The sequence below is a fragment of the Apilactobacillus kunkeei DSM 12361 = ATCC 700308 genome (genome assembly GCF_001281265.1).
GTDB classification, from domain to species: domain Bacteria; phylum Bacillota; class Bacilli; order Lactobacillales; family Lactobacillaceae; genus Apilactobacillus; species Apilactobacillus kunkeei.
The window spans coordinates 265,936-285,592 of record NZ_JXDB01000007.1; the positions used below are offsets into that span (position 1 = coordinate 265,936).

At 35.6% G+C, this 19,657-nt stretch carries 22 protein-coding genes and 1 tRNA gene; 2 read left to right on the forward strand and 21 right to left on the reverse strand.

Annotation, left to right across the window (positions count from 1 at the left end):
• Positions 1–16 precede the first annotated feature (16 nt).
• From rseP to RZ79_RS04160, 11 genes are all read right to left on the reverse strand, one after another.
• Positions 17–1,288: an RIP metalloprotease RseP gene (rseP, locus tag RZ79_RS04110; protein ID WP_054450151.1), complete on the reverse strand. Its 1,272-nt coding sequence runs from the start codon at positions 1,286–1,288 to the stop codon at positions 17–19.
• Positions 1,289–1,307: 19 nt separating this feature from the next.
• Positions 1,308–2,096 carry a phosphatidate cytidylyltransferase gene (locus RZ79_RS04115; RefSeq protein ID WP_054450153.1) on the reverse strand — a complete coding sequence of 263 codons (789 nt, stop codon included), beginning with the start codon at positions 2,094–2,096 and terminating at the stop codon, positions 1,308–1,310.
• A 15-nt stretch (positions 2,097–2,111) separates the two neighbouring features.
• The gene (locus RZ79_RS04120) at positions 2,112–2,870 is read right to left on the reverse strand and encodes an isoprenyl transferase (RefSeq protein WP_054450155.1); all 759 of its coding nucleotides are present in this window, start codon (positions 2,868–2,870) and stop codon (positions 2,112–2,114) included.
• A gap of 68 nt (positions 2,871–2,938) precedes the next feature.
• Entirely contained in the window at positions 2,939–3,337 is a 399-nt protein-coding gene (locus RZ79_RS04125) for a hypothetical protein (protein ID WP_034531688.1), read from the reverse strand.
• Between the two features lie 22 nt (positions 3,338–3,359).
• Positions 3,360–3,923 (reverse strand): ribosome recycling factor, encoded by a 564-nt coding sequence (frr, locus tag RZ79_RS04130; RefSeq protein WP_054450156.1) that lies wholly within the window; start codon positions 3,921–3,923, stop codon positions 3,360–3,362.
• A gap of 3 nt (positions 3,924–3,926) precedes the next feature.
• On the reverse strand, positions 3,927–4,649 hold the full coding sequence (pyrH, locus tag RZ79_RS04135) for a UMP kinase (RefSeq protein ID WP_034531692.1): 723 nt from the start codon (positions 4,647–4,649) through the stop codon (positions 3,927–3,929).
• 133 nt (positions 4,650–4,782) lie between these two features.
• Positions 4,783–5,658, reverse strand: a complete 876-nt coding sequence (gene tsf / locus RZ79_RS04140; RefSeq protein WP_054450157.1) for a translation elongation factor Ts — start codon at positions 5,656–5,658, stop codon at positions 4,783–4,785.
• Positions 5,659–5,771: 113 nt separating this feature from the next.
• Positions 5,772–6,518 (reverse strand): 30S ribosomal protein S2, encoded by a 747-nt coding sequence (gene rpsB / locus RZ79_RS04145; protein ID WP_034531696.1) that lies wholly within the window; start codon positions 6,516–6,518, stop codon positions 5,772–5,774.
• A 159-nt stretch (positions 6,519–6,677) separates the two neighbouring features.
• On the reverse strand, positions 6,678–7,676 hold the full coding sequence (locus RZ79_RS04150; RefSeq protein WP_054450159.1) for a D-2-hydroxyacid dehydrogenase: 999 nt from the start codon (positions 7,674–7,676) through the stop codon (positions 6,678–6,680).
• A 59-nt stretch (positions 7,677–7,735) separates the two neighbouring features.
• Entirely contained in the window at positions 7,736–8,020 is a 285-nt protein-coding gene (locus RZ79_RS04155; RefSeq protein ID WP_053795533.1) for a GIY-YIG nuclease family protein, read from the reverse strand.
• Positions 8,013–8,762 carry a tRNA1(Val) (adenine(37)-N6)-methyltransferase gene (locus RZ79_RS04160; protein ID WP_054450161.1) on the reverse strand — a complete coding sequence of 250 codons (750 nt, stop codon included), beginning with the start codon at positions 8,760–8,762 and terminating at the stop codon, positions 8,013–8,015. The genes RZ79_RS04155 and RZ79_RS04160 overlap by 8 nt, the downstream gene beginning before the upstream one ends.
• 86 nt (positions 8,763–8,848) lie before the next feature.
• On the opposite strand from RZ79_RS04160, the gene RZ79_RS04165 reads away from it, so the two are divergent.
• Positions 8,849–9,472 carry a lysophospholipid acyltransferase family protein gene (locus RZ79_RS04165; RefSeq protein WP_054450163.1) on the forward strand — a complete coding sequence of 208 codons (624 nt, stop codon included), beginning with the start codon at positions 8,849–8,851 and terminating at the stop codon, positions 9,470–9,472.
• 43 nt (positions 9,473–9,515) lie between these two features.
• On the opposite strand, the gene RZ79_RS04170 is transcribed toward RZ79_RS04165, so the two are convergent.
• Together RZ79_RS04170 and RZ79_RS04175 are read right to left on the reverse strand one after the other, a co-directional pair.
• Entirely contained in the window at positions 9,516–9,734 is a 219-nt protein-coding gene (locus RZ79_RS04170; protein WP_034531707.1) for a YneF family protein, read from the reverse strand.
• A 70-nt stretch (positions 9,735–9,804) separates the two neighbouring features.
• Positions 9,805–10,062, reverse strand: a complete 258-nt coding sequence (locus tag RZ79_RS04175; RefSeq protein ID WP_054450165.1) for a DUF896 domain-containing protein — start codon at positions 10,060–10,062, stop codon at positions 9,805–9,807.
• Between the two features lie 86 nt (positions 10,063–10,148).
• Between RZ79_RS04175 and lexA the strand changes: the two genes are divergently transcribed.
• Positions 10,149–10,784, forward strand: a complete 636-nt coding sequence (lexA, locus tag RZ79_RS04180; protein ID WP_054450167.1) for a transcriptional repressor LexA — start codon at positions 10,149–10,151, stop codon at positions 10,782–10,784.
• Here lexA and RZ79_RS04185 read toward each other — a convergent pair.
• The 8 genes from RZ79_RS04185 to obgE all read right to left on the reverse strand — a co-directional run bounded on the left by RZ79_RS04185 (position 10,781) and on the right by obgE (position 19,618).
• Complete coding sequence (locus RZ79_RS04185; protein WP_053795537.1) at positions 10,781–11,221, reverse strand: nucleoside 2-deoxyribosyltransferase; 441 nt, start codon at positions 11,219–11,221, stop codon at positions 10,781–10,783. The genes lexA and RZ79_RS04185 overlap by 4 nt on opposite strands.
• A gap of 9 nt (positions 11,222–11,230) precedes the next feature.
• A complete protein-coding gene (locus RZ79_RS04190; RefSeq protein WP_054450169.1) occupies positions 11,231–12,397 on the reverse strand; it encodes a hydroxymethylglutaryl-CoA synthase in 1,167 nt (388 codons plus the stop codon).
• A gap of 103 nt (positions 12,398–12,500) precedes the next feature.
• A complete protein-coding gene (locus tag RZ79_RS04195; RefSeq protein WP_054450172.1) occupies positions 12,501–13,646 on the reverse strand; it encodes a family 20 glycosylhydrolase in 1,146 nt (381 codons plus the stop codon).
• 676 nt (positions 13,647–14,322) lie between these two features.
• Positions 14,323–14,409: transfer RNA gene (locus RZ79_RS04200), tRNA-Ser, on the reverse strand.
• A gap of 32 nt (positions 14,410–14,441) precedes the next feature.
• Positions 14,442–14,960 carry an adenine phosphoribosyltransferase gene (locus RZ79_RS04205; RefSeq protein ID WP_034531719.1) on the reverse strand — a complete coding sequence of 173 codons (519 nt, stop codon included), beginning with the start codon at positions 14,958–14,960 and terminating at the stop codon, positions 14,442–14,444.
• 20 nt (positions 14,961–14,980) lie between these two features.
• Entirely contained in the window at positions 14,981–17,284 is a 2,304-nt protein-coding gene (gene recJ / locus RZ79_RS04210) for a single-stranded-DNA-specific exonuclease RecJ (RefSeq protein ID WP_054450174.1), read from the reverse strand.
• 18 nt (positions 17,285–17,302) lie between these two features.
• The gene (gene rnz / locus RZ79_RS04215; protein ID WP_053795601.1) at positions 17,303–18,238 is read right to left on the reverse strand and encodes a ribonuclease Z; all 936 of its coding nucleotides are present in this window, start codon (positions 18,236–18,238) and stop codon (positions 17,303–17,305) included.
• A gap of 87 nt (positions 18,239–18,325) precedes the next feature.
• Positions 18,326–19,618, reverse strand: a complete 1,293-nt coding sequence (gene obgE / locus RZ79_RS04220; RefSeq protein ID WP_053795602.1) for a GTPase ObgE — start codon at positions 19,616–19,618, stop codon at positions 18,326–18,328.
• Positions 19,619–19,657: the final 39 nt, after the last annotated feature.

Here is a 19,657-nt window from a genome sequence, read left to right on the forward strand (position 1 = left end):
CTCCTTAAATATGTTCTTAATGGATAAAGTATCTTTGAATGTCGTTAATTGTTACTAGTAGCATTAATACAACTAAGAATGCAAAACCAATAAGGGTAACAATTGTTTCCACTTTTTCAGAAGTTGGTTTTCTTCTAACGGCCTCAACTATGTTCATTAATATTTTACCACCATCTAGGACCGGAATTGGAATTAAATTCATAATCGCCAAGTTAATTGATAAGAATGCGATAAAGTAAACTACTCCTTGTAGTCCTAATTTAGTAGCTTGTGATGTGGAAGCATAGATTGCAACCGGACCACCTAAGTCATTTAAACTAAAGTGACCAGATACCATGTAAGCCAATTCTGACACAAGTTGCTTAGTCATGTTCCAAGTTCTGGTGAAACCAGATAATAGCTTGGTTGTAAAACTAGAATCGACCGTATTGCCAATTCCAATTAAACCATATTTTTTTCCATTATTCTTTTGCGATTCAGTGATTAATTTAATTACTTTAACTTGACCATCTCGTTTAACGAGTAAGGTTAACTTTTGATTCGGTCTAGCTTGAATTGCTGAACTTAATTCGTTCCAATTGTTGGTCTTTTGATTATCGACTTGAATAATTCTGTCACCATTCTTAATTCCGGCATTCCTTGCAACAGAATGTCCCTGAATTAGAGTAACTGTATTTTGATTTGAAGCTACCCCACCTTGCATGAATGTCAAAATTGTAAACGCAACAATTGCTAAAATCACGTTATTCACAATTCCAGCCGCGTTGGTTAATAATTTTTTGAATACTGGTGCATTTTGGAATTGAACATCTTCGGGTGCAATTTGTACCTTTGTTCCGTCGTGCTCAACCATTAGCGCATCATGATTTACTTTAAATCGCTTAACCTCTTCATTGTTATCTTGGTAACCTTCGATAAATAACTCGTGTTCAAGATCAACATTGGAAACTTCAAGAGGTAGCCCATCTAAAGTCTTTTGCTTTTGACTGGTATTAATTAAAATAACTTCATTTTGTTCATTAAATTTAAGTGTAACTGGAGTACCAGGATCTAGTTCCTGTGAATCGTTATCGGCAATCCCAGCCATTCGAACATATCCACCTAGAGGAAGAATACGAATTGTATACGTGGTTTGATTGTGACGATAAAAGAAAATCTTCGGACCCATTCCAATAGAAAATTCTCTAACCATTATTCCTGATTTTTTGGCAACGATAAAGTGTCCAAATTCATGAACAAACACTAAAATTCCAAAAACAATAACGAAAGCTAGTATTGTGATAATCAATTAAATCACTCCTTTACATCTAAATAATGCCAAATAGGTGAAGAAGTGGCAAAACAAATAGTAAACTATCAAATCTATCTAAAATTCCACCATGTCCTGGTAAAATTTTTCCAGAATCTTTAACTTGGTAGTATCTCTTAAGAGCTGATTCAACTAAATCACCAAATTGACCAGCAATTGATAATACAAGAGTTACGATAACAGCAACAAGTAGTGATGTATGACCAACAGAGAAGTAGTACATCCATGCAGTAGCAATGATAGTTGCTAATAATGATCCACAAATCGATCCTTCCCATGTCTTATTAGGACTTACATGTGGAGCTAGTTTGTGTTTACCAAATTGCTTACCGAAAATATATGCACCTGAGTCGGTTAACCAAACGATAAATAACGCGTAGAACAATACTGCGATTCCAACATGTCTAGCTGCAATAAAGTAATGGAAGCCCATTCCAATATATAACATTGCTATTGTAATTACACCGGCATCATCAAATGAAAAAATGTTCTTAGTAACAACATTTCTTAACATCAATAGCATTACTACTAAGTAGAATAAAAAGTTAACTGATAGAAATGATGGTAGATCATTGAACCAGTTACTTGGTGCAATTAATAATGTTACACCAATAAATGATAGAATTGCTTCTGGTGAAATTACTAACTTTTTCTTCATAATTAGTACTTCAGACATCGCAACAATTCCTAAAGCAATTGCTCCAATTTGAATAAAAATGCCACCCAATAAAACTATTGGCACAAATAATAATAAGGCAATAATTGCCGTTAATACTCTTGTTTTCATAATAATCTCCTAATGTTACTTGTTTTTTAATCCCCCAAAACGACGATGACGTCCTTGGAACCTAGCAATACAATTCATTAAATCTTCTTTAGTGTAGTCAGGCCACTTAGTGTCGTCAAATACAAACTCACTGTATGCAACTTGCCATAATAAGAAGTTAGATAATCTTTCTTCCCCACTTGTTCTAATTAATAAATCTGGGTTAGAAAATTCACCAAGTGAAGAAGTCATTAGATTATCACTAACGACGTCCTTATTAATGTCGTCGACGTTTAAACTACCATCAGATACCTTTTGAGCAATCTTTTGAACTGCAGTAACGATTTCGTCTTGGCTTCCATAGTTTAAAGCAAAGTTCAAAATCATTCCATCGCATTTCTTGGTATCCTCGATGGCATCATTGATAGCTTTTTGTGTAGATTCAGGTAATTGATCTACATATCCCATAACGTTAACTTTAACGTTATTCTTTACTAAATCAGGAACAAAAGTAGAGAAAAATTTCTCTGGCAAGTCCATCAAGTAGTTAACTTCTTGATCCGGACGTTTCCAGTTTTCGGTAGAAAAGGCGTACAAAGTTAATGCCTTCACACCTAAATCACTAGCTGCTTTTGTAATGTCCTTTACCACATTCATTCCCTTTTTATGTCCAGCAATTCTTGGCAAATGTCTTTGTTGGGCCCATCTTCCATTTCCATCCATGATAATGGCAATATGTTTGGGAATATTATTGTAGTCAAGTTCTGTGGTAGTTTTTTTCTTAAACTTAAACATATATACCTCGCCTATTAATACAAATAAAGGATGAGAAACAATCCTCATCCCACATTTGTAAAGTTATTTTATTGGATTAATCTCCATTCGCCACGTTTAGCTTCTACTAAAGTTTCGAAATATTTTAATAATTGGTTAGCGTCGTTTGGACTATGTTCACCTAAAAGATTTAATCCTTCACCCGTAGGAATTGGATCACTTAAATCTGTAATTTCAGTTTCATTTTCAATTGTTGCTTCAGTAAACGCAACAATCCAATCATCTTCAATTAATTGTGAAACCACAAAAAAGATGTTGAAATCGTCGGTAACATATACCGGCATAACATAGATTCCATCTTGAATTTCTTCAAGTTGATTACCATTGTAAGACAATGCTTGCTTGGTATCATCGTTCATACTTTCAGATAGTTTGAAAACCATCTTATTGAATTCCTCTGTACCTGGTGTAACTTCTTGTTCTTGCATGGTGACATCCCCTTTTATTAGTTTATCCGTTTAGTACTTCCTTTTCTTTGGCAGCAATAACTTCATCTAAATCTGTAATTTGTGAATCTGTCAACTTTTGAACCTTGTCTTCTAGTGCGTGAGTTTCATCATCTGTAAAGTCATCGTTCTTGTTACCCTTCTTTACAGCGTCCATAGCTTCACGACGAACATTTCTAATAGCGACTTTACCTTGTTCACCGGCAGCCTTAACCTTCTTAGAAATTTCTTTTCTACGTTCTTCAGTTAGTTGTGGAACAACTAAACGAATATTATCACCATCGTTAGCTGGGTTAATACCAATATCGGCTTCAAGGATTCCCTTTTCGATATCATCTAGAGCTGATTTGTCATATGGAGTAACCATAATAACTCTAGCTTCAGGAACAGTGATTGAAGCAATTTGATTTAATGGTGTTGGTGCACCATAGTATTCAGCAGTAACACCGTTTAATAGACTGGCGTTAGCACGACCTGCTCTAATACTTGCTAATTCTTGTCTTAATGATGCAATTGACTTTTGCATCTTGTTTTTTGCTGTATCTAAAATTTCATTTTGAGTTGCCATACTTTATTTCCCCTTAACTGTAGTTCCGATTTTTTCACCCTTAACAACTTTTTCAATGTTGCCGGATTCATTTAAGTTAAACACTACTAATGGAATATCGTTGTCCATTGATAATGAACTTGCTGTAGTATCCATTACTTGTAGGTTCTTGTTAATGATATCCATTTGAGTTAATTCATCAAATTTAACAGCATTTGGATCCTTGTTAGGATCAGCTGAGTAAATACCATCAACTCCGTTTTTAGCCATTAAAATAGCATCTGCATGTACTTCCGCAGCACGTAAAGCAGCAGTTGTATCTGTTGAGAAGAATGGGTTACCTGTTCCACCAGAGAAGATAACGACACGATTCTTTTCAAGATGACGAACTGCCTTTCTACGAATATATGGTTCAGCAATTTGTCTCATTTCGATTGAGGTTTGAACTCTTGTTGGAACACCAAGTGATTCTAAATTTTCTTGTAATGCTAAACCGTTCATAACAGTTGCTAACATTCCAATGTAATCAGCTTGTGTTCTTTCCATGCCCATTTTTGAACCAGATACTCCACGCCACATGTTACCGCCACCGACAACAATAGCAATTTGAATTCCTAGTTCGTAAACATTTTTTACTTCTTGCGCAATTTTTTTGATTACAGGTGGGTTAATACCGTGACCTTCATCACCAGCAAGTGCTTCACCACTTAGCTTTAAAACAATACGCTTATATTTTAAGTCAGACATCGAATTTCCTCCATTACATGATCGTTAATTTAATTTTAGCATAATATGAAATTTAAAAACAGTTTATAACTGCAATTATTTAATTATAAATATGTATAAAAAAAGGATACGAATCCGCATCCTTTTTCATTAATTATTTGATTTGTGAGTTAACTTCATCAGCAAAGTTAGTTTCTTCTTTTTCAATACCTTCACCGACTTCGTAACGAACAAAGGCTTTTAGTTGACCGCCGTTTTCCTTAACATATTCAGCAACAGTCTTGTCTGAGTCCATAACGAATTCTTGGTCAGCTAAACTAATTTCAGAAAGGAACTTGTTTAGACGACCTTCAACCATCTTTTCAACGATGTTTTCAGGTTTGCCTTCTTGTAGGGCTTCCTTCTTTAGTTCTTCTCTTTCAGCTTCTAGTCTGTCTTGAGGAACATCGTTTCTGTCTAGGTATTCTGGCTTAGTAGCAGCAATGTGCATTGCAACGTGCTTAGCAACAGTTTCGTCAACACCTTGGATTTGAACTAAGGCACCAATTAGACCTTGGTTGTGTAGGTAGTGACCAAAGCTTTCGTCATCGTTCTTAGTTAAAACAACGAAACGACGTAGAGTGATCTTTTCACCAGTAATTTGAGTAGTGTTGATGATCTTGTCGTTAATAGTTTCACCATCAACGTCAAGTGCTAAAGCAGCTTCAACATCAGCTGGCTTAGCTTCAACAATCTTAGCTGCGATTAAATCAATTAGGTTCTTGAAGTCATCGTTACCTGAAACGAAGTCAGTTTCAGCGTTAACTTCAACGATAGCAGCATCGTTACCGTGAGTAACAACACGAGTTAAACCAGCAGCGGCAACACGGTCACTCTTCTTTTCAGCTTTTGCGATACCCTTTTCACGTAAGTATTCTAGAGCTTTCTTTTCGTCACCATCTGAAGCAACTAAAGCTTTCTTAGCATCCATCATACCTACACTTGTCTTTTCACGTAATTCTTTTACTTGAGCAGCAGTAATCTTTGCCATTGTTATGGCCTCCTTAAGTTTTATATTAAAAAAGGCCGACTCATCCCAGGCCTTATCGGTCCAAAAACATGAGTCAGCCTAAGTGTTCAAACAAAATCAATATTTAAAAAATATTACTTGTCTTCACTTTCATTTTCATCTTTAGTGTCTTCGAATGTGCTTTCGCTAACATTTTCTTCACCTTGGTTACCTTCAATGATAGCGTCAGCCATCTTAGCAGTAATTAGACGAACGGCACGAATAGCGTCATCGTTTGATGGGATAATAACATCAACGTCATCTGGGTCAGTGTTAGTATCAACCATAGCAACGATAGGAATGTTTAACTTGTGAGCTTCGTGAACAGCAATTTGTTCTTTACGAGGGTCAACGATGAACATAACATCTGGAATCTTAGGCATGTCTTCGATACCACCAAGGAATTTTTCAAGCTTGTCAGTCTTCTTCTTTAGAAGAGCAACTTCCTTCTTAGGTAGTCTTTCGAAAGTACCATCTTCAGCCATCTTCTTAAGATCCTTTAGGTACTTGATACGACTTTGGATAGTGTCCCAGTTAGTTAAAGTTCCACCTAACCAACGGTGGTTAACGTAGAATTGACCTGCACGTACAGCTTCTTCTTGGATTGAGTCTTGAGCTTGCTTCTTAGTACCAACAAATAGTACAGTAGCGCCCTTAGCAGCTTCATCCTTCATAAAGTTGTATGCTGAATCAATCATCTTAACAGTCTTTTGTAAGTCGATGATGTAGATTCCGTTACGTTGGGTAAAGATGTATTTCTTCATCTTAGGGTTCCAACGACGAGTTTGGTGACCGAAGTGGACACCAGCTTCTAGTAATTGTTTCATAGAAATAACAGCCATATTAATAGCCCTCCAAAAATAGTTTTTTCCTCCCCGTCAATCTATCAATTCAGAAACTATCAATCGATAGCACTATCTGAGTTGTCATGACAGGTGTGAATTGGTAATAAATACCGAATATTATTGTATATTAAACTCCAATATTTATCAAGCTAAATATTACAATTTAACAATCTTACCTGATTTACCTGTGTTTATTAGGTCTCTGTTAGCATCCAATGATAGAGTAACCATGTTTCTAACCGCTGTTTCAGTGTAGAAAGCAATGTGTGGAGTAATCAAAACATTGTCTCTGCTCATTAGGTTCTTTAGAAGATTATCTGAGATATCATCGAAACTATCAAAGTTAACATTGAAGACACCTACTTCTGATTCATAAGTATCCAAAGCAGCACCTGCTAGTTTACCTGAATCTAATGCCTTGATTAACGCGTCAGTATCAATTAGTGAACCACGAGCAGCGTTAATAATGTATGAACCATCTTTCATTTCTGATAAAGTCTTGTCGTTTACCATGTGTTCATTTTCCTTAACGGCTGGTGCGTGAAGTGAAATGATATCAGCTTGTTTGTATAAATCGTCTGGAGTATCAACGTAGATACCTTGTTTTTCTAGTTCAGGGTTTCTAAATGGATCATATGCAATCACTTTTGCGCCGAATCCACGACAGATATCAACCAATACGTGACCAATACGACCTGTTCCGAAAACACCAACAGTCTTTGAATTTAATTCTTGACCGATTTCAGGTGCCCATCTTAAGTCACCTGAACGTTGCTTGTCTTCAAAACGTTTTGTATTTCTTAGTAATCTCATAATTTCAGTAATTGCTAGTTCCGCAATTGCGTTTGGAGAATATGCTGGAACGTTTGTTACGGTAATTCCATTTGCTTTTGCAGCATCAGAATCAACGTTATCTACCCCAACGTTTCTTAGTGATAAGTACTTGATGTTAAAACTACCTAATTTATCTAAAATTTCTTTAGTGTATGGTTTTTGTTGGTAAGCAACCACACCATCAAATCCATTAGCTTCTTCAACAGTTGATGAATCAAGTAATTTGGTTTCCACCTTTACTTCTACTTCCGGATTTTTTTGTTCCCATTCTTTTAAATATGGCATTTCATCATTTCTGATTCCATAAGCAATAATTTTCAATACAAAAACCTCCAAATATTCATCGTTACAGTTAGAATTATAACACTTTACATCGCGTCTTAAAGATTTAGGCCGTATTTAGCTAACTTTACCCCATTTTCATTTAGGTATTCTAACTTCTTGGCTCTACTTTGATGCTTAAAATGATACTCGGCACTCAAAGCATCATGTTTATTGTCAAAACTTTCTGAATATATCATTTCCACTGGCAAATGATTCCTAGTGTACTTGGCACCTTTTCCACTTTGATGTTGTTCTAACCGATGTTTCAAATCGGTCGTGTACCCACCATACAACGAACCATCTCCACACTTTAAAACATACATATAAAAATTATTATCCATATAAAATCTTCCTTACAAAATCTGTATATTCGTTCGAATTATCTTTGTAAACAAAAATAGGTGGTAGTACCTTAGTTCCACCATTCTTTCCCGCTTTAATTCCTTCAACTAGAATCATGTTTGACTCTTTTCCCTCACGTGGATAAATGTATTGAATTCTTTTTGGCATTACGTTGTGAGATTGCATGGCATCAAATAGTTCTAGCATGCGATCAGGACGGTAAACAAAGAACGCTTTAGCGTTTGTCTTTAAGAGTCCCTCACACACGGTTAGGATTTTATCTAGATTAGTTGTAATTTCATGTCTAGCGATTGCTAAATATGGATTTGGATTTTTCTTACTGTCCTCTAAGTCAGGGAAATAAGGTGGGTTACAAGTTATCACGTCAACAGAATCTTTTTCCACATAATCAAATGTATTATCAAGGTCATCATTTATCACGGTCAACTTGTCATCTAATCTATTTAGACTAACACTGCGTTTTGCCATGTCAGCCAGTTTGTCCTGTAGTTCGATTTCGTAAATATTTCCATTGGTTTTATGTGACATAAATAATCCAACTGCACCATTGCCGGCACACAAATCGACAGTCTTTGAAGCACTCTTCTTAGGCAATCTAGCAAAATCTGCTAAAAGCACCGCATCCAAAGAGAATGAGAACACTTCGGGATTTTGAATTATCTTTATATCATTACTATATAGTTGATCTATTCTTTCGTTTTCCTTTAAAACATCGTCCACTTGAATATTCCACCTTATTTTTTTCTTGCATAAATCAATAATAATAGAATACTATTAAATAATAAAGTACGAGAGGAGTTTATTTAATGTATTCTTTTTTAAAGTTCTTATGTAGAATCATTTTATATCCAATTAATGGAATGCCTAAGTTTGAAAATAAACAAAGAATTCCGGAAGGCAATTACATATTAGTTGCACCGCACCGTACATGGTTTGACCCATTGTACTTTGCCCTAGCAGCAAGTCCTAAAGAATTTGCTTTCATCGCTAAAAAGGAACTATTCAAAAACCCACTTTTAGCATACGTATTAAGACATGCAAACGTATTAAGTGTTGATCGTGAAAATCCTGGTCCATCAGTAATTAAAGAACCTGTTAAGATTCTTCAAAACACTGATAAGTCACTAATCATTTTCCCTTCAGGAACTAGACATTCTCAGGCTCTAAAAGGTGGCGCTACTTTAATCGCCAAGCTTTCTAAAGCACCTTTACTTCCTGCTGTTTACCAAGGTCCACTTACATTTAAGAGTTTGTTCTCACGTAAGAAAGCTGTCATCAACTTTGGTGACCCTATTTACTTGGACAAATCAATTAAGCTAAACGAAGAAGGTCAAAAAGCAGTCGAACAGCAAATGCAAGATGCTTTCGATAAATTAGATAAAGAAATTAATCCTGACTTTAAGTACGTTGATCCTTCATCAAAAAAATAAGCAATAAAAAAAGACTTAATCTTTGAATTAAGTCTTTTTTTATTTATTTGGCGTTAGCCTTCATACTGTTCATCATTTGATTTAACTTCTTAGCTGAAGGTTTTTGACCCATTTGTAGCATCATTGCTCTTAATTGATCCTTGTTAATTGGGGGATTATCTTTAAGATATTTTTCCATGTACTTACGTGCCATGAAGAATCCACCGATCAAACCTACGATTAAAGCTAAAAGAATTAGGATAATCCATAAGAATGTTGACATAATTCTTCCTCCTCCCGTTAGTTACTAATATTAATTTTACACAACTTAATTATTAAATTCAAAAAAAGTTTTAATCGTCACGTAAACCTTTTTTACGTTGAACTTCCTTAACCTTTTCTGGTGTAACTTCTTTACCTTCTTTATTGAAAACTTGAACCATTTCAATTTGGCTTCTCATGTTTTCTTTAAAACGTTTTAGGTATTGTTTTCTAAGGTCAGCTCTTTCAGCTTCTTCTTCCTTAGTCAATCCACCTTCCTTAGCTTTATGTGCTAATTCGTTAATACGTGGAATAAGTTTCTTTAAAATTGGATCTTCTGCTTCTGACATTTAATTATCTCCTTTGCGAACATTTGTTTTTATTTTCCCGTTATGCTATATTAAAGCTATTATATTACAAGAAACGGGGTATTTATGTGACTTTTTCAAAAGAAGAAAAGACTTCTAAACAATTAGCTATTTTAGAATTTATCTGGAAAAGAATCAATAGCCAAGGCTATCCTCCTACAGTAAGAGAAATAGGTGAAGCCGTTAATCTTTCATCCACATCAACCGTCCACGGTCATTTAAGTCGCCTTGAAAAGAAGGGTTTTATCGTTAAAAATCCTGCTAAACCAAGAGCACTTGAAATCACCGAAGATGGTCTTAAGAAAATTGGTGTTAACACTCACCCTGGTGAAATCCCTGTTTTAGGTACCGTTGCTGCTGGTGAACCAATCCTAGCGGTTGAAGATACATCAGAATACTTCTCAATGCCCGACCAATATGAAAACTCAGATGATGTTTTCATGTTAGTCATTCAAGGCGAAAGTATGATCAACATAGGTATTTTAAACGGTGATAAAGTCATCGTTAAAAAGCAATCAACTGCTGAAAATGGTGATATCGTTATTGCAATGACTGATGAAAACGAAGTCACTTGCAAACGATTCTTCAAGGAATCCAGTCACTATCGCTTACAGCCTGAAAACGATAACTTAGCTCCAATCATATTGGATCACGTATCAATCGTTGGTAAGGTTGTCGGATTATACCGTGACAGTATTTTTTAAAATACTTCACCTTCGTAGTGATATTCAGGCATTTCTTGGAAATCAAATTTTTCAACATCGGACACCTTTGTTAGATATGATTTTGATCCGTTTGATAACATTAAGTTAACAATCGCATCTTTTTCATGGAATAAAACAACTGGTTTATCAATTGCATAAGCATACCCAATTTCGAAAGCTGTACCGCTGTCAACATTGTCGTCTACAAAGTCGATAATCGCGATAACGGCATCAGCTTTTTTTATTTCATCCACATCAAGTTGAAAAACATCTTTAGACCATTGGCTACTGCCAATTTCTGCCCCGTCGTTTACATTTGAGTTTCTTGGGCTAAAGTATTCTGAAACTGAAGGATTGTTATCCAATGCCTTTTCAATTCTTTGAATACGGTCAATTTGTTCATCATCGAAAAATGGTCCTGCTAAATATAATTTCATGTCAGTCTCCTACTTTCTTCCATAAATTCTTTGGTGGTCTTTTACCCCTTCAAGGAAAAATTCCGCCTTATCATTACTAGTATCCAACTTGATATCACCATCAGCGATTGGAATCCAGTTAGTAAAGATTTCTTCGTATTCTTCAACAGAAACTTGTTTTCTTGACTTCAAAGCATCATCTAATGATTTAGCTAATTCATCATTTCTAAAGTTATCCCTTAGTTTCATTGGGAAAAATTCACCCTGGGCACCAGAACCATAACTGAATAACGCAATACGATCACCAGATTGTAAATCATCTGAGTTATTAATTAATGATAGGAAGTTTAGGTACAATGAACCGGTGTATAGGTTACCAACATTTTCGTTGTAAATACGACCCTGTTCGAATTCTTTCTTCAAGTTAGCTTGTTGTTCTTCATCGGCTTCATCAATGATTGATCTTAGTGCCTTGATTCCCATCTTTGGATAAGGTAAATGGAATGTCATTGCTTTGAAATCGGCGATGGTTTGCCCAGTGATTTCCTTGTATTCATCCCATGTCTTCTTGAAGAAATCAACGTAAACATCGTTTGAATAATGACCATCAACAACGGCTTCTGTTCTGTATAATGGTCTCCAGAAGTCCATTACATCATCAGAATAGAATGTGCTTGGGCCATCGAATTCAGCAATTAAAGGGTTGGCAGAAATTACCATGGCAACGGCGCCCCCACCTTGAGTAACTTCACCAGGTGTCTTAATACCGTATCTAGCAATATCGGCACCAATTACTAAGGCTTGTCTTTCAGGATGGTTTTGCACATATTCTTTGGCCATTTGAAGACCAGCAGTTGCACCATAACAAGCTTGCTTGATTTCAAAAGCACGAGCTCGACGGTTTAACCCTAACATGTTTTGTAAGTAAATGGCAGCAGATTTGGAGTTATCTACCCCGGTTTCTGTTCCAAAAATAATTAGATCAATTTTTTTACGATTATCATCATCAATAATCTTGGTACAAGCATTTGCTGCCATTGTGACAACATCTTGGGTATTTGGAATTACAGCTTGTTTCTTTTGGCCAATTCCAATCAAATACTTGTTTGGGTCCTCGTTTCTAGCGTTAGCTAGATCGACCATATCTAAATACATATCTGATGAGTAAAAACTCATCTTGTCAATTCCAACATTCATAATGATAATCCACACTTTCATATAAATATTATTTTAATTGTACTATGAAACAACATTCTTCACAAAAGAAATAATAAAAAGGCGCACCGTTAAGTGCGTCTTTTTATTTTTTAAATTGCTTCTTTGCCTTTAAGAATGCATCAGCATAGTAATAAGTTTTTTGGTAGGTTTGTTCACCTGTGTATTGGTTAGGATATTCACCCCAAATGGAGAATGCCGCTCCAATATTGTTCTTGCTCTTAGCAAGATTCTTCTTGGATTGGTCATTCCACATGCTCATCTTCCACTTCTTAAATTCACTTGTCCAAATTTTCTTTGATTCTTTTGTGAATGAAGTAGGATCTGTAATCATGTATAGGTAGTAATTATTGTAGTTGATTGTCTTAAAACCGGCCTTGTTTAGTTCAGGCAAAGTTGCACGCATTCTGATGTTATCCTTACGGTCCTTACTTGAACTAACCTCACCAGTTAAACTCCAGTAATTAATCAAAATATCCTTGTGATACTTATTTAAAACCGCTTTATGGAAACTATCATTCCACATTTCAAGTTTTAAATTATGTTGTTTAACGTAATCATCAATTGCATTGATGTATTTAACAGCAGCATTTTGATCACTACGATTATTAATGGTGATTTCATCAGCACCAACAATAATGTGGTATCCCTTTGGTAATAATCCAACGTATTCACTCAAAAGTTTCTTAGAAAAATCCAGAGTCGCCTTCTTGTGGTAGTACATTTCGTTATAACCATCTTTGTTATCCAATTGTTTAGCTAACTTCTTACCAGCAGATGTGTAAGAAAGAAGTTTAATAATAGATTTATCATGTCCGGGCAGGTCAATTTCCGGGATAACTTCGATTCCATTCATATAACCATATTGAATGATATCCAATAGTTGATCCTTGGTTAAAAACGCCCTCTTAGTCTTTTTGTTATAGTAAACACCATTTTTTTCATATGAATTCTTAACAGTTTGACCTAATGTTGAACTTTCAACACCATATCTTTCATTATCATTTAAGTGAAGTTGAAGATATGTACCGTGATCTTTTTTAAGTAACTCAATGTACTTTTTGATTGTTGATGGTGCGTAATATGTTCTTGAACAATCCAATGACAAACCAATTCGTTTGGTATTATTATTAGTTGCTGCTAGGGTCTTTTTAGAAAGTGAACCCATTTGAACAAAAATCAAAATTAAAGCAAGAACTGCTCCTATGATTAGATATCTTTTTTTCGGCATAATCACCACTCTTTTCTTTGCGATTATTATATTTTTTAGTATAGCATTAAAATTTCATAAATCTATCTATTTTCATATTTTGTAATCATTATGAAATAGTTACATGTTAATAATAGTGTTTTAATCTTAAATCTAATTTAAATCTAAGATATACAATAATTTAATTATTCTCCACGGTAATACGATTAAAGATGTTACAAATAGACATGTATGATAATAGGAGTATGTTATACATGAAAAAAAGCGTCATCAATTTTTTAAACTAATCTGCACATTGATAAACTTTTCATTAATTGTATTTACAATGTTTGGAGTTTGTTCTAACTGGTACTCAGCTGAAACTTACTTAAATAATTTAAAAATAGATTCAGTAATTGTTATTCAACTTTTGTTTGTAGTCTTAGCATTAATTCAAATTATTTCATTCTTCATCCGTAAAATAGATTTGAAAAAAGAAGCGATGATTTCTCTCGTATTATTCATATTAGGTTTTGTCCTTTACATATTATAAGCAGCAACAATGCAATTTCTTGCATCCATTTTAATAATTCTTCTTTTGTTAATAATTGATAAAAAAATATTTAACTTAAATTGAAATTCCTAAATGAAAAGCACCCTACTATCTGTATAGTAAGGTGCTTTTTTCTTTTACATTTATGATCATGAAAGTATCAAAAGGAGAGTACAGGAGTCGAACCTGCCCGCCGGTGTTACCGGGTCGTCGGATTTCGAGTCCGATGCATTACCGCTCTGCCAACTCTCCATAAAAAAGGATGTACTAGGCATCCAATAAATTTAGTATTTTAGTAGGCTAAGAATATCGTAATCCTTAATCTTTTCTCTACCCTTTAATGCTTCAATTTCAACAATGAAAGCAGCTCCAACAACAATTCCGCCTAATTGTTCAACAAGCTTGATTGTTGCTTCAATTGTTCCACCAGTTGCAAGTAAATCATCAGTGATAAGAACTCTTTGGCCAGGCTTTACAGCATCAGAATGTAGGTAAAGTGATGACTTTCCGTATTCTAATCCGTAAGAAGCACTAACTGTCTTACCTGGTAATTTACCTTTTTTTCTAGCTGGTACGAATCCAATGCCTAAATCATAAGCAACTGGACAACCAACAATGAAGCCACGCGCTTCGGGGCCAACGATTAAGTCGACTTTCTTTTCTTTAGCATATTTTACTATCTCATCGGTAGCTTGGTGATATGCTTGTCCATCTTCCATTAATGGTGAGATATCTCTAAATAAAACACCTGGTTCTGGAAAATCTTCGTAACTTGCAATGTAGTCATGCAAATCAAGTGCCATTAGCCAATAACTTCCTTTCATTAACCCAAACAAATACGAATAGCTTGTTTAAACTTCTCTTTACTAATTGTCAAAAGTTGTTTTTCAGCTTCGATTTGTTTCTCTCTATTCTGGTATGCGCGACTGTTTGATAAATCACTGTTAACCAGATCAGGATTGTAATTCATAATTCCATCATTAATATAAACGAAATTTAGTTCATTAAATACATCTACCATGAAGATAAATATATCACGGTCAATGCCTAAATAGCGACTAATTTCATCTACTTTATCATGTATCTGAATGTTGTTATGCGTCTTAATGAACTTAAATAGTTTAGCATATTGAGCACGGTTTGGCATCCCCTTTTTAAAAATATAATGATTTTTGAAAAGGTAAAATGTCACGCTATTAAAACTAATTTCACTTAAAGCATCTTGCAAATGTGAAATATCACTAGGACAATCAACAATTATTATATTATCAAATTTATCAAATGATGACAAATCAGGATATAAGCCAACAGTGGAGTCAGATCCTACAAATGGACGCAACTTGTTGTATAGTTTTTCATTAAAGAATAAGTATGCAGCATCCGGTTCAAACATTTCTTTTGCTACAACTTGTGTTCTTTTATCAACAATTTCAACACCGCTGCTGTACATATCATCCAACATGATTTGAATGGTCGTACGACCTTTCCAGGTATTCTTTTCCAAGTGACCAGCAACTTTCATTGCATCGCTATTGTCCAATAGGTCATCGGCAAGTGCACCGTTCTTAAATGCTAGTACATTGACCTTACTACCATGATCAACCATTTGGAATTTTAGATGACTATTATCCTTACCCATTGTTTGAACGTTAGTAACGTTTTGTGGTGTAAATTCGAATACTGGGAATTCATTGTCGGTACCAAACGGTGCCAATAATTGAACTTGGTTAAACAAGTCTTCGTTTACATCACTGCAACTTAAGTCCGCAAAAATGTTCAATGGTGCTTTAACTTGGTCTGATAATTCGTGTTCCTTAGCATATTCATCTAAGTGATCAGTTAATGCCGTGACGTCATCTTCTTTGATGCTTAGTCCAACAGCCATTTCATGTCCACCAAATGAAACCATTTGATTTCTCATACCATTGATTGCATCGAATAAATTAAATCCTTCGACACTTCTACCTGACCCCTTTAGGATTCTGGTATTAGTATCCAAGTTCATTACGATGCTTGGTTTATGGAATTGTTCTACCAAACGACTGGCAACAATTCCAACAACTCCTTCGTGCCAGTTTTGACCATATACGACCAACACCGCACTTTCTGGTTGAGTTTGAGCTTGAATAATTGCTTCGGTACTGATGTCTTCTACAAACTTACGACGCTTTTTATTTTGGTCCTCAGTGTCCTTAGCTAATTCTTCGGCCTTGATATCATCAAATGTTGTTAATAGTTCAACTCCGGAACTGGCACTACCCATTCGACCTAATGCGTTCAAACGAGGTGCTAAGCCAAAACCAATGCTTTGTTCGTTAACAACCTCTTTAATCCCGGCTAGCTTAGCTAAGCTGTATAAACCTGGACGTTCAGTGTTAGCAATCATTTGTAGACCGTACTTTACAATCACCCTGTTTTCATCAGTTAAGGAAACTAAATCGGCAACAGTCCCAATTGCGGCTAAATCCAAGAATTCTTCTGGTAGTTCACCCAATAGCGCAGTTGCTACTTTAAAAGCGATTCCCACACCAGAGAATTCACCAAATGGGTATTCATGGCCAGGATATCTAGCATGCACAATCGCATAAGCATCGGGTAGTTCATCTGGCATTTGATGGTGATCGGTAATGATGACATCGCATCCCATTTTGTTTGCGGCATCGACAGATTCTTTGCCGGAGACACCGTTATCAACGGTCACCATTAATTTGGTCCCGTCATTAATTAAACGCTTGTATACTTCAGGATTTGGACCATAACCGTCGGTAAAACGATTAGGAACAAAGTATTCAACGTTGGCACCCAAATTTTCTAGTGTTTCATACATCACCGATGTACTTGTGATTCCATCAGCATCGTAATCACCATAAACGGTGATTTTTTCATCGTTTTCGATGGCTCTAAAAATTCGTTTGCATGCCTTTTCCATATCATGCAACAAAAAAGGATTTCTTAGATCACTCAACTGAGGGTTTAAGAAACCATTTATCTTGTCTTCACTGTCATATCCCTTCTCAATCAATGATTCGACAATTCTAGGGCTAATCGATAGTGATTTCCCAATTGTCGTAGCATCATTTGAGAGTTTCGTATTCGTATGTTTCCAATCAAAATTAGCGGAGATCATCTAATCAATCCTTTTATCTTAATTATTTTTTTCAAATGGTATATCTATCACGTCGAAGTCCTTAACAACCTTAGTGTTATTAAAGACAGTTTTTGCTTGATTTTGTAATTCATAAGCCATTTTACCTGTATATCTGGCCGAAACGTGAGTAAGTAATAGACGACCAACATTAGCTTTAGTTGCTAACTTCGCAGCTTGCATGTTGGTTGAATGGTAGTAGTTGTGAGCCAATCTGCTTTCGCCCTTACCAAATGTACTTTCATGAACCAATACATCGGCATTTTGTGCCAAGTTGTAGCTGGTTGGGTTGCTTCTAGTATCACCAATAATGGTAACTGTTCTACCCTTTTGAGCTGGTCCAATGAAGTTTTGGCCATTAATTTCTCTACCGTCATCTAAAGTAACAGTTTCACCGTTCTTAATCTTTCCATATACCGGACCAGATGGAATGTTTGCTTCTTTTAACTTATCGACTAGTAGTTCACCTTGGTGGTCTTTTTCTTCGATTCTAAAGCCGTAACAAGTAATTTGATGATCTAATTCACCCATGGTTACCTTAAATTTATCATCTTCAAAAACAACACCTGGTTGTGTTAATTCTTCAAAATTAATCTTGTAAGCAAGTTTAGTTTGAGATACTGCTAAACTTACACGAACAAAGTCGGCGATTCCCTTTGGTCCATAAATTGTTAATGGAGTGTCGCCACCTTGGAATGAACGTGAACTTAATAGACCTGGTAAACCAAAAATATGATCACCATGTAAATGAGTAATGAAAATTTTATTAATTTTACGAGGCTTTAAGTTAGTTCTCAAGATTTGTTGTTGAGTACCTTCACCACAATCAAACAACCATACTGAGTTGCATTCATCCAATAGTTTTAATGCTGTTGCAGCCACATTTCTAAATTTACCTGGAACCCCTGATCCAGTTCCTAAAAATTCTAATTGCATAAATTCATTTTTCCTTTTCTATTCGTAATATTCGATATATAAATTGTAGCACATAAAAAAAGATGGGATTAGTCCCATCTACTTTTATTAGTCCACAAATGAGAATGTGAAGTCTAGAATTGAAACCATGTCGCCGTCTTTTGCGCCATGTTCTCTTAGTGCGTCATCTACACCCATTCCCTTAAGCTGTCTTGCGAAACGTAGCATACTTTGGTCGTGAGTTGTATCTGTCATTTGGAATAGACGTTCAATCTTCTTACCGTATAGAACCCAAACACCGTCTTCATCACGTCTGATGTTGAATGGTGCTTCTTCATCATCAGCATTGTATTCAACTTCTTCATCAACGTCTTCAACGTCAGTGATTGGGAACTTAGGAGTAGTTTCCAATAGGTCTGAAGTCTTAGAAATTAATTCCTTAAGGCCTTCATGGGTGATTGAAGAAATAGCCAATACTTCGTGAGCTAATTCATCGTCTTTAATTTGTTCTTTAAATGTTTCTAGATTTTCAGCAGCATCAGGCATATCCATCTTGGTTGCTACCACGATTTGTGGTCGTTTTAGCAGATTTTCATCGTACTTAGCTAATTCATCGTTAATTTTCTTGTAGTCAACGTAAGGATCTCTTCCTTCTTGGCCACTCATATCAACTAAATGCAAGATGACACGTGTTCTTTCAACGTGACGTAGGAATTGGAAACCTAAACCAATTCCAGATGATGCTCCTTCAATTAATCCAGGTAAATCGGCAATTACGAAGTCTCTACCGTCATCTAGTCTAACCATCCCTAGGTTAGGTACCAATGTTGTAAAGTGGTATTCAGCAACCTTAGGTTTTGAACTAGTGATTGTAGATAGTAGTGTTGATTTACCAACTGATGGGAATCCAACTAGTCCAACATCAGCTAATACTTTTAATTCTAAACGAATGTTTAATTCTTCACCAGGTTCACCGTTTTCGGCAATTTCTGGTGCTGAGTTCTTGGCAGAAGCAAAGTGGGTGTTTCCTCGTCCACCACGTCCACCTTTCAATGCAACGTATTCATCTTCAGGATTTACCAAGTCAAATAACAATTGGTTGGTATCATCATTATATACTGATGTTCCTTCTGGAAGATAAATATATAAATCATCGGCACTCTTACCGGTCATTCGTTTATTTCCACCGTCTGCCCCGTTTTTAGCGGCAAACTTACGCTTATATCTGAAGTCCATCAAGGTGTTCATCCCTGTGTCCACAGCAAAAATAACGTTTCCTCCGCGGCCACCATCACCACCGGCAGGTCCACCGTTTGGAACGTATTTTTCTCTTCTAAAGGCAACTATTCCGTTACCACCTTTTCCTGACTTTACATTAATTTTTACTTGATCAACAAACATGTTATCTCCGCTCTACTTTTTATTTTATACATAGTATAA